Source organism: Pseudomonas sp. SR18 (assembly GCF_023701505.1).
In the GTDB taxonomy this organism is placed as follows: domain Bacteria; phylum Pseudomonadota; class Gammaproteobacteria; order Pseudomonadales; family Pseudomonadaceae; genus Aquipseudomonas; species Aquipseudomonas cyclaminis.
Window position 1 is genome coordinate 145,815 of the sequence record NZ_JAMQAU010000006.1, and the last position, 10,981, is coordinate 156,795.

General features: G+C 61.6%; 8 protein-coding genes and 2 riboswitches. Of the genes, 5 read left to right on the forward strand and 3 right to left on the reverse strand.

Features of this window, described 5'->3' with window-relative positions:
• Positions 1–3: 3 nt before the first annotated feature.
• Positions 4–1,065: a cobalamin biosynthesis protein CobW gene (gene cobW / locus NDJ82_RS11645; protein WP_112194997.1), complete on the reverse strand. Its 1,062-nt coding sequence runs from the start codon at positions 1,063–1,065 to the stop codon at positions 4–6.
• 93 nt (positions 1,066–1,158) lie between these two features.
• Positions 1,159–1,359, reverse strand: a riboswitch (cobalamin riboswitch).
• 42 nt (positions 1,360–1,401) lie between these two features.
• Positions 1,402–1,607, forward strand: a riboswitch (cobalamin riboswitch).
• A 96-nt stretch (positions 1,608–1,703) separates the two neighbouring features.
• On the opposite strand from cobW, the gene NDJ82_RS11650 reads away from it, so the two are divergent.
• The 4 genes from NDJ82_RS11650 (at position 1,704) to cobM (ending at position 3,813) form a co-directional block, all read left to right on the forward strand.
• Positions 1,704–1,892 carry a CbtB domain-containing protein gene (locus tag NDJ82_RS11650; RefSeq protein WP_099585257.1) on the forward strand — a complete coding sequence of 63 codons (189 nt, stop codon included), beginning with the start codon at positions 1,704–1,706 and terminating at the stop codon, positions 1,890–1,892.
• An 11-nt stretch (positions 1,893–1,903) separates the two neighbouring features.
• Positions 1,904–2,608 carry a CbtA family protein gene (locus NDJ82_RS11655; RefSeq protein WP_191947868.1) on the forward strand — a complete coding sequence of 235 codons (705 nt, stop codon included), beginning with the start codon at positions 1,904–1,906 and terminating at the stop codon, positions 2,606–2,608.
• Entirely contained in the window at positions 2,605–2,997 is a 393-nt protein-coding gene (locus tag NDJ82_RS11660) for a cobalamin biosynthesis protein (protein ID WP_099585259.1), read from the forward strand. The genes NDJ82_RS11655 and NDJ82_RS11660 overlap by 4 nt, the downstream gene beginning before the upstream one ends.
• A 69-nt stretch (positions 2,998–3,066) precedes the next feature.
• Positions 3,067–3,813: a precorrin-4 C(11)-methyltransferase gene (gene cobM, locus NDJ82_RS11665; protein ID WP_191947867.1), complete on the forward strand. Its 747-nt coding sequence runs from the start codon at positions 3,067–3,069 to the stop codon at positions 3,811–3,813.
• A gap of 186 nt (positions 3,814–3,999) precedes the next feature.
• Here the strand turns inward: cobM and nfuA are convergent, their stop codons facing one another.
• The gene (gene nfuA / locus NDJ82_RS11670) at positions 4,000–4,584 is read right to left on the reverse strand and encodes a Fe-S biogenesis protein NfuA (RefSeq protein ID WP_032887092.1); all 585 of its coding nucleotides are present in this window, start codon (positions 4,582–4,584) and stop codon (positions 4,000–4,002) included.
• 222 nt (positions 4,585–4,806) lie between these two features.
• The gene (locus NDJ82_RS11675) at positions 4,807–7,098 is read right to left on the reverse strand and encodes a fatty acid cis/trans isomerase (protein WP_250925500.1); all 2,292 of its coding nucleotides are present in this window, start codon (positions 7,096–7,098) and stop codon (positions 4,807–4,809) included.
• Between the two features lie 165 nt (positions 7,099–7,263).
• On the opposite strand from NDJ82_RS11675, the gene metH reads away from it, so the two are divergent.
• Complete coding sequence (gene metH / locus NDJ82_RS11680; RefSeq protein WP_099582796.1) at positions 7,264–10,974, forward strand: methionine synthase; 3,711 nt, start codon at positions 7,264–7,266, stop codon at positions 10,972–10,974.
• Positions 10,975–10,981 lie beyond the last annotated feature (7 nt).

The window sequence follows — 10,981 nt, forward strand, 5'->3', positions numbered from 1 at the left end:
GGGTTAAACGCTGAGCGCGGCGCGCAATTGCGCTTCGAGGCCGGCCGCGTCGAGGTCCTGGCCGATCAGCACCAGGCGCGTAATGCGGGCTTCATCGGCCGTCCAGGCGCGGTCGAAGTGTTTGTCGAAACGGGTACCCACGCCCTGGATCAGCAGGCGCATCGGTTTGTTCGGGATCGCGGCGAAGCCTTTGACGCGCAGGATGCCGTGCTGCACCACCAGTTGGGTCAAGGCGTCGAGCAGCAGCGCTTCGTCGGCTTGAGGCAGGTCGATGGAGATGGAGTCGAACGCATCGTGATCGTGGTCGTCTTCACCTTCGTGGTGGTGATCGTGATGGCTGTGACGACCGTCGATGTGCTCTTCGGACCCAGCACCCAGGCCAATCAGCACGTCCAGGGGTACGCGACCGCTGCTGGCTTCGATGATCTTCACGGCTGGCGGCAGCTCTTCGGCGACTTCCAGGCGCACACGGGCCAGGTCTTGCGGGCTGATCAGATCGGACTTGTTGAGGATCACCAGGTCGGCGCTGGCCAGTTGGTCGGCGAACAGCTCGTGCAGCGGCGACTCGTGGTCCAGGTTCGGGTCGAGCTTGCGCTGGGCGTCCACTTGATCGGGGAACGCAGCGAAGGTGCCAGCGGCCACGGCAGGGCTGTCGACCACGGTAATCACCGCGTCTACCGTGCAGGCGCTGCGGATTTCCGGCCACTGGAAGGCTTGTACCAGTGGTTTTGGCAGGGCCAGGCCCGAGGTTTCGATAAGGATATGGTCAAGGTCGCCGCGACGGGCGACCAATTCGCGCATCACCGGGAAGAATTCTTCCTGCACGGTGCAGCACAGGCAGCCGTTGGCCAGTTCGTAGACACGGCCGTTGGCTTCTTCTTCGGTGCAACCAATGGAGCACTGCTTGAGGATTTCACCATCAATACCCAGCTCGCCGAACTCATTGACGATCACGGCGATGCGACGGCCCTGGGCGTTGTCGAGCATATGGCGCAGCAAGGTGGTTTTGCCCGAGCCGAGGAAGCCGGTAACGATGGTGACGGGAAGTTTGGCCAGTGTTTTCATCGGATGCCCTTGGGGGCGGGCATACGGGACGATAGGCCCTGCGGCACGGCGCAGAAGCGGATTTCGTCACCGGATCACCCCGCCCGGTTGAATTGGAAAATCGGTTGCGAGGCAGGTCTCCTGGCTTGGGGCTTGCGGGTCGCGAGACCGGCGCCGGCTGCGCCTTCCCGCCGTTGATGGCAGTGGCGTGGCAGTCGGATGAACCCTTCACAGTTGCGGGGGCAGCCGCGGCTTGAACCGCGTTCCCTTCTTAGCTTCGGCCTGGGCCGAAGAACCTCGAAGGTGCAAGGCTACAGGGGCTTGCCGCATTTGACTACCGTCCCCCGCCCATGCTCTCCTACACATCTTGTTTCGGGTGCCCCTCACGGGGTGAAACGGGAAACCGGTAAATCATGCACGCCATGACCAGTCCGGTGCTGCCCCCGCAACGGTAAGCGAGTGAAGCGTCAGATCCACTGTGCCAGTACGGCATGGGAAGGCGATGCTTTATAGACCCAGTGTCCCTCGCAAGCCCGGAGACCGGCCCGAAAAATCAGATAACAAACCCGCGGTGGGCGGGCGCTGTTCGGAACCCTGCGTGCCTGGCTCGCGGGGTTTTCATGCGCTCGTTTCACCCAGACACCTGAAAGGGACGCGCCATGTCGATCATCAGCAGCACTTCGCACTCCTCCAGCAGCACTTCTACCCTGAGCCAACGCCTGACCGCCGCTATCGGTGCGTCGATCCTGGGCGCGTGCCTGGTGTATTTCGCCGGTTTCTCGCATATCGAGGCGGTGCACAACGCTGCCCACGATACTCGCCACAGCGCCGCGTTCCCGTGCCACTGAGACCTGCCGACATGATCAAGCGTATTGCGCAAACCGCAGGGTTCACCGGCTTGCTGGCCGCCCTGCTGCTGACCCTGCTGCAAAGCTTTTGGGTCGCCCCGCTGATATTGCAGGCGGAAACCTTTGAAAAAGCCCCTGCAGCCACCGAAGTGGTGCACGAACACGCCGCCGGCGCTGCTGCCCACACCCACGATGCCGAAGCCTGGGAGCCGGAAGACGGCTGGCAGCGCGTGCTGTCCACTACGGGTGGCAACCTGGTGGTAGCGGTCGGTTTCGCGCTGATGCTGGCCGGCCTCTACACCTTGCGTGCGCCCACCCGCACGGCACAAGGCCTGCTGTGGGGTTTGGCCGGTTACGCGACCTTTGTGCTTGCACCGACGATGGGCCTGCCGCCCGAGTTGCCGGGCACGGCAGCCGCTGATCTGGCGCTGCGCCAGACGTGGTGGATCGGCACTGCGGCCTCCACCGCTGCCGGGATTGCGCTCATCGTGTTCGGCCGCAACTGGCTGCTCAAAGTGCTCGGCGCTGCCATCCTTGCGGTACCGCACGTGATCGGCGCGCCGCAACCGGAAGTGCATGCGATGCTCGCGCCGCAAGCCCTGGAAGCGCAGTTCAAAATCGCCTCGCAACTGACCAACGTGGCGTTCTGGCTGGCCCTGGGCCTGATCAGCGCGTGGCTGTTCCGCCGCAACCGCGACGATCAATACTCGGCATGACCTACGTGGTCGGCCTGGGTTGCCAGCGCGGTTGTGCGGCTCACGCCCTGCTGGCGCTGTTGGATACCGCCCTCGCGGAGGGCGGGATTGATCGCCACAGCATCACCGCACTGGCCAGCATCGACCGCAAACAGGACGAGCCAGGCTTGCTGGCGCTGGCGCGGCAGTTGAATCTGCCTTTGCAATGCTTCAGCGCCGAGCAACTGGCCGCTTATGCAGATCGACTCAGCCACAAGTCCGCCGTCGCGTTCGCCCATACGGGCTGTTACGGCATCGCCGAAAGCGCCGCCCTGGCCCTTGCGGAACAGCTCTGCGGCGCGCCTGCCCGGTTGCTGATCACCCGCAAAAAAACCGCCCAAGCCACCTTTGCGTTGGCCTGCGCCGGTTAAACCCCGATAATCGCCCTCCCCGATCATGAGCAATCTTCATGCTCGCCCGTTTTTGACAGGAACTCCCCAATGACCGTCTACTTCATCGGCGCAGGCCCCGGCGACCCGGAATTGATCACCGTCAAAGGCCAGCGGCTGATCCGTAGTTGCCCGGTGATCATTTACGCCGGTTCGCTGGTGCCCGCTGCGGTCCTGGAGGGGCATCAGGCAGAACAGGTGGTGAACAGCGCCGAACTGCACCTGGAGCAAATCATCGACCTGATCAAGACTGCCCACGCCAAAGGCCAGGACGTCGCGCGCGTGCACTCCGGTGATCCGAGCCTCTACGGCGCAATCGGCGAGCAAATCCGTCATTTGCGTGAACTGGGCATCCCATTCCAGATCATCCCTGGCGTCACCGCCGTAGCGGCCTGCGCCGCGCTGCTGGAGACCGAACTGACCCTGCCGGACATCGCCCAAAGCGTGATCCTGACCCGCTATGCCGATAAAACCAGCATGCCGGCCGGCGAGGACTTCGACAGTCTGGCGCGGCATGGGACAACCATGGCGATTCATCTGGGGGTCAACCATCTGGAGAAAATCGTCGCAGAACTGCTGCCGCACTATGGCGCTGATTGCCCGATTGCCGTGGTGCACCGGGCCACGTGGCCGGATCAGGATTGGGTGGTGGGCACGCTCAGTGACATTGCCGGAAAGGTCGAGGCCAAGGGTTTTCGGCGTACGGCGCTGATTGTGGTGGGACGGGTGTTGGCGAGTGACAGTTTCAGTGAATCGTCGCTGTATCGGGCGGGGCATGCGCACCTTTATCGGCCATGAGTTTTTACCTCACAAATGGCGGCGTACCAGCTTGCTTAGGTGGCGGCTGATATGACCCTATCGGGGGCAAGCCCCCTCCCACAGTTGATCTTCTTTGTTAGATGTATTGCGTAAAGCAATGAATTTTAAGCAAAAAAAACGGCGCTCACGGGGCGCCGTTTTTTTTGTTCGCAGTGAACGCCTTAGTCAGTAGTAGGCGTTTTCTTTCTGCGTGTGGTCGGTCACGTCACGTACGCCCTTGAGCTCCGGGACGCGCTCCAGCAGGGTACGCTCGATGCCTTCACGCAGGGTCACGTCCGCCTGGCCGCAGCCTTGGCAACCGCCGCCGAACTTGAGCACCGCGATACCGTCATCAACGACGTCGATCAGGCTGACCTGACCGCCGTGGCTGGCGAGCCCTGGGTTGATCTCGGTTTGCAGGTAGTAGTTGATGCGCTCGTTGACCGGGCTGTCGGCGTTGACGCTCGGCACCTTGGCGTTGGGCGCCTTGATGGTCAACTGGCCGCCCATACGGTCGGTGGCATAGTCGACTACGGCATCGTCCAGGAAAGCTTCGCTGAAGTGGTCGATGTACGCGGTGAAGCTTTTGAGCCCCAGGGCGGTGTCTTCAGGTTTCTCTTCACCAGGCTTGCAATAGGCAATGCAGGTCTCGGCGTACTGGGTGCCGGGCTGGGTGATAAAGACGCGGATGCCGATACCTGGGGTGTTCTGCTTGGACAGCAGGTCAGCCAGGTAATCGTGGGCGGCGTCGGTAATGGTTATGGCAGTCATGGAAACTCCTCACAGGCTTGCCCGGAGTTTACGCCAAATTATTACGGAGGTACAAAGTCCCAGTGTTTTTGTCGGGTTAGGGGTTGGTGTGGGGGTGGTGTGACACCTACCTGATATATGGAGATCAACATGTGGGAGGGGGCTCGACTTAACAACCCGGTCTGCTCTAAGGCCGCCGCGCGCTTGCTTTTGATCTGAGAGCGCCCCCCCGCAACCCACCACTCACAAATTCTCATACCGATTCATATCCAGGACCCCCGCCTCAACCGGCGTAGTCTCCCGAACATACTCCGACAAATCGTGGAAATACTGCCAAAACAACGGATGGCTCCGGCGTACCCCCCAACGATCAACGATCCTCTCAAACTGCTGGGCGTCCTTGGCCTGCTCCATCTGCGCCACAAACGCCGGCACGTCCCCTGCCGGAATATTGAAGATGAAATTCGGATAGCTACTGAGCACCCCCGGATAAAGGGTCAAGGTATCCAGCCCCGGCTGATAGCGATACGCCTCGCCCAGCAAAAACGCCACATTACTGTGGGCACGGTTGCGCAGCAGGCTATAGACCACACGCTGCCCGCTGGCAGTCTCAACCCGCAGCATCGTCGCCTCAGGCAACTGATCAATCACCTTGAGCCCCGCCGCCGGACGCGACGTCAACCGGCTAAGCGCCTGCTCAGCATCCTGCAAGGCCGGGTCAATCCCGTCACGCGAACAATACGCGCCAGAACACCGATTAATCGGGTCCGGGCTGGCATTCAGATCACCGTAACGGGCAATCAACTGGTTGGCGAAGTCCCGCTTGGGGTCCTGTTCATTCAAGTGCAAGCCTGTAGGTTTATCGTCATCAATCGCTTCGTAATCCAGCCACAGCTTGATCTTGCCGCTGTTCTGATACCAATCATCCATAAAGCCTTCACGAGCGTCCGCCGGCATCAAGCGCAGGAAGTTCTGCTCTGCACCGTTACGGATCAAATCGAAGTACAACCGAGTCTGGGCCTGGTGCGAGACGTTGCCGAACACATCGAAATTCACCGCCAACTGATAATAGGTGCGCTCCAATAACGGATAGTCGAACAGCCACATCGTCTGCGGCACTTCGCCAATCAGGCCTTTGTTGACCGATGCACTGTCGAAGTGGCGAAAGATGCTCAGCAACGCGTTGTCATTGCCCGCCCACAGGCTCGACCAACTCGGCGGCGGCAAATCGGCATAACTGTCCCGGCGCAGCGCTTCGTACCTGTTGCGCTTGTCGCGATAGGCCAACCACAGGCTCAGCACACTGCCCACGTCGTCGTTCTGCCCCGGCATGGCCAGCAGCGGCGTGGCCTGGCCGCGGTACCGCGCATCGGTGATGTACAGGTCGTGGTCCGGGTCCTGGAACAGGGTCCAGAAGTTGTCGCGGATCACGTCCGTGGCGATCTGCCCACGGCACACCGGCCCGCGAATAAAGGTGCGTACAAAGTACTCGGCGTTATCCAGCATGAACTGATAGCGCGCCTTGGCCGGGATCGCCTCGAAGGTGTCGAACGGATTGGCGCGGCGGCCCGGGCCATAACCCGGCAAGGCGTTGACCTGCCAGTTGCCGCTGTAGAACAGGTCTTTGATGCGCGCCATTTTTGCAGCGCTGAACGGATAGGTGATGTGAGTCTTGTGCACAATCACGCCCTGCACCGGCCACAGACGGTAGTAGACACGCGTGCCTGGGTCGTCATTGGGGCGACGGGTGTTGATCAGGTCGATGGGCTGCCCACTCGGCGTACGCGAGCGCACCCACTGGAAGTAATGCCCTGGCTCGCCGTTCTCGAAATAGATATGGGCCAGGAACAAGTGTTCGAACAACCAGCGGGCCACCAGGCTCTCACGGGCGCCGGGCTGGTTGAGCAGGTTTTCCCACTGTAGAAGCTGCAAGGCTTCGTTGGCACTCGGCGCCAGGCCCTGCTGATCAATCGGCGCGCCGGACGCGAGCCAGCGTTGCAGCGTCTGGTATTGCTGGTCGGTGAGGCCCGTGACCGCCAGGGGCATGCCTTCTCTGGGATGGGCGCCGGCATAGGCATTGAACTCGCCGGGGGTGGCGCACATGTTTTCGCGGTTCAGGCCCAACACAATGTCATCGGGCAACTTGGCATTGGGTTGCAAAGGCGCGTTATGCCCCAGTTCCAGCATGCGCGCCATCAGCGCGGCCTGGCTGCCTTGGGCGTCCAGCACCGAATAGAAGCCCTTCTGCTGCCAGGCCTGCTTGCCAAATGCGTCGTAAAACAAACGGGTGGTCGGCGCGGCCTGGCTGCGTTCGCCGTCATACACCGGCATCTTGCTCGCGCCCCGCGCCGCGCCCTCGGCGCTGCCCAGGTTGAGCTGGCAGGCGGAGTCGTAGCAGGCATGGCAGGCCACGCACTTCTCGGTGAAAATCGGTTGAATGTCGCGGGTGTAGGAAATCGCCGGGGCGGGACCTGCTGCCTGCGCGGTACTGGCGATCAAGGCCAGGGCGGCGCTGACGATAAGACGAAGTGACATGTATCCGGTCCCGATTCAATGCATGCGCTGAAAAATTGCGATGATTCTACCGGGCCATCGCCCCTCACAACATGAGCGATATTCATGCAAAAGCCTGACATGCCGCAAATCCGCACAGGTTTGCTATGATCCATGCCCTCCGTAATGCCTGACCAGAGTAGTCCCATGTCCGATCGTAGCGCTCGTCTGCACGCCCTTCACCACGCCCTCAAGGAACGTATCCTGATCCTCGACGGCGGCATGGGCACGATGATCCAGAGCTATAAGCTGGAAGAGCACGATTACCGTGGCAAACGCTTCGCTGACTGGCCAAGCGACGTCAAGGGTAACAATGACCTGTTGGTGATTACCCGCCCTGACGTGATCGGCGGGATCGAGAAGGCCTACCTGGATGCCGGCGCCGATATCCTCGAAACCAACACCTTCAACGCCACGCGCATTTCCATGGCCGACTACGGCATGGAAGAGCTGGCCTACGAGCTGAACGTCGAAGGTGCACGCCTGGCGCGCAGGATCGCCGATGCCAAGACCGCCGAGAACCCGGACAAGCCACGCTTCGTTGCCGGCGTCCTGGGCCCGACCAGCCGCACCTGCTCGCTGTCGCCCGATGTGAACAACCCCGGCTACCGCAACGTCACCTTCGATGAACTGGTGGAAAACTACACCGAGGCTACCAAAGGCCTGATCGAAGGCGGCGCCGACCTGATCCTGATCGAGACCATCTTCGACACCCTCAACGCCAAGGCCGCGATCTTCGCCGTGCAGGGCGTGTTTGAAGCGCTGGATATCGAATTGCCGATCATGATCTCCGGCACCATCACCGACGCTTCTGGCCGTACCCTCTCGGGCCAGACCACCGAAGCATTCTGGAACTCGGTCGCCCATGCCAAGCCGATTTCCGTGGGCCTCAATTGCGCCCTCGGCGCCAGCGAGCTGCGCCCGTACCTGGAAGAGTTGTCCAACAAGGCCAACACCCATGTGTCGGCGCACCCCAACGCCGGCCTGCCCAACGAATTCGGCGAGTACGACGAGCTGCCATCGGAAACCGCCAAGGTCATCGAAGAGTTCGCTCAGAGCGGCTTTCTCAACATCGTCGGCGGTTGCTGCGGCACCACACCGGGCCATATCGAAGCCATCGCCAAGGCCGTGGCCGGTTACGCGCCGCGCCCGATCCCGGACATTCCCAAGGCCTGTCGCCTGTCGGGTCTGGAGCCGTTCACGATTGATCGCAGCTCGCTGTTCGTCAACGTCGGCGAGCGTACCAACATCACCGGTTCCGCGCGTTTTGCCCGTCTGATCCGCGAAGACAACTACACCGAAGCCCTGGAAGTCGCCCTGCAACAGGTGGAAGCCGGTGCCCAGGTGATCGACATCAACATGGACGAGGGCATGCTCGATTCGAAGAAGGCCATGGTGACCTTCCTCAATCTGATTGCCGGCGAGCCGGACATCTCCCGCGTACCGATCATGATCGACTCCTCCAAGTGGGAAGTGATCGAAGCCGGTCTCAAGTGCATCCAGGGCAAGGGCATCGTCAACTCCATCAGCATGAAGGAAGGCGTCGAGCAGTTCATTCATCACGCCAAGCTGTGCAAGCGCTACGGTGCCGCCGTGGTGGTAATGGCGTTCGACGAAGCCGGCCAGGCCGACACCGAGGCGCGCAAGAAAGAAATCTGCAAGCGCTCCTACGACATCCTGGTCAATGAAGTCGGCTTCCCGCCGGAAGACATCATCTTCGACCCGAACATCTTCGCGGTCGCCACCGGTATCGAAGAGCACAACAACTACGCCGTCGACTTTATCAACGCCTGCGCCTACATCCGCGACGAGCTGCCGTACGCGCTGACCTCCGGCGGCGTGTCCAACGTGTCGTTCTCGTTCCGTGGCAACAACCCGGTGCGCGAGGCGATCCACTCGGTGTTCCTGCTGTATGCAATTCGCAACGGCCTGACCATGGGCATCGTCAACGCCGGCCAGCTGGAGATCTACGACCAGATCCCGGCCGAGCTGCGTGACGCCGTGGAAGACGTGGTGCTCAACCGCACCCCGGAAGGCACCGACGCTCTCCTCGCCATCGCCGACAAGTACAAGGGCGACGGCAGCGTCAAAGAAGCCGAGACCGAGGAATGGCGCGGCTGGCCGGTGAACAAGCGCCTGGAACATGCGCTGGTCAAGGGCATCACCACGCACATTGTTGAAGATACGGAAGAATCCCGACAGTCGTTCGCACGCCCGATCGAAGTGATCGAAGGCCCGCTGATGTCCGGCATGAACATCGTCGGCGACCTGTTCGGCGCGGGCAAAATGTTCCTGCCCCAAGTGGTCAAGTCCGCCCGTGTGATGAAGCAGGCCGTGGCCCACTTGATTCCGTTCATCGAGCTGGAAAAAGGCGACAAGCCCGAAGCCAAGGGCAAGATCCTGATGGCCACGGTCAAGGGCGACGTGCATGACATCGGCAAGAACATTGTCGGCGTGGTGCTCGGTTGCAACGGCTATGACATCGTCGACCTCGGCGTGATGGTGCCGGCCGAGAAAATCCTGCAGGTGGCCAAGGAACAGAAGTGCGACATCATCGGGCTGTCCGGCCTGATCACCCCGTCCCTGGACGAGATGGTGCATGTGGCCCGCGAGATGCAGCGCCAGGACTTCCACCTGCCGCTGATGATCGGCGGTGCGACGACGTCCAAGGCGCACACAGCGGTGAAGATCGAGCCCAAGTACAGCAACGACGCGGTGATCTACGTCACCGACGCCTCCCGTGCGGTGGGCGTGGCTACGCAGTTGCTGTCCAAGGAATTGAAGGCCGGCTTCGTCGAGAAGACTCGCCTGGAATACATCGATGTACGTGAGCGCACCTCCAACCGCAGTGCGCGCACCGAGCGTCTGAGCTACCCGGTGGCAATCGCCAAGAAGCCGCAGTTCGACTGGAGCAGCTACACGCCGGTCAAGCCGACCTTCACCGGCTCCAGGGTGCTGGACAATATCGACCTCAACGTGTTGGCCGAGTACATCGACTGGACCCCGTTCTTTATCTCCTGGGACCTGGCCGGCAAGTTCCCACGCATCCTTACCGATGAAGTGGTGGGTGAAGCCGCCACCGCGCTGTACGCCGATGCCCAGGAAATGCTCAAGAAGCTGATCGACGAAAAACTCATCAGCGCCCGTGCAGTATTCGGTTTCTGGCCGACCAACCAGGTGCAGGACGATGACCTCGAAGTCTACGGCGAAGATGGCCAGCCGATTGCCAAACTGCACCACCTGCGCCAGCAGATCATCAAGACCGACGGCAAGCCGAACTTCTCCCTGGCCGACTTCGTCGCGCCCAAGGACAGCGGCGTGACCGACTACATCGGCGGCTTTATCACCACCGCCGGCATCGGCGCCGAAGAGGTGGCCAAGGCCTACCAGGACGCGGGCGACGACTACAACTCGATCATGGTCAAGGCCCTGGCCGACCGCCTGGCCGAGGCCTGTGCCGAGTGGCTGCACCAGCAGGTACGTAAAGAACACTGGGGTTACGCCAAGGACGAACAGCTGGATAACGAAGCGCTGATCAAGGAGCAGTACAGCGGTATCCGCCCTGCCCCAGGCTACCCGGCGTGCCCGGATCACACCGAGAAAGCCCAGTTGTTCCAACTGCTGGACCCTGAAGCCCGCGAGATGCAGGCCGGGCGCAGCGGCGTGTTCCTCACCGAGCACTACGCGATGTTCCCGGCGGCGGCGGTCAGCGGCTGGTACTTCGCCCACCCGCAGGCGCAGTACTTTGCCGTGGGCAAGGTCGACAAGGACCAGGTGACCAGCTACACCGCACGCAAGGGCCAGGACCTGGCCGTGACCGAACGCTGGCTGGCGCCAAACCTGGGTTACGACAACTAAGGCCCGC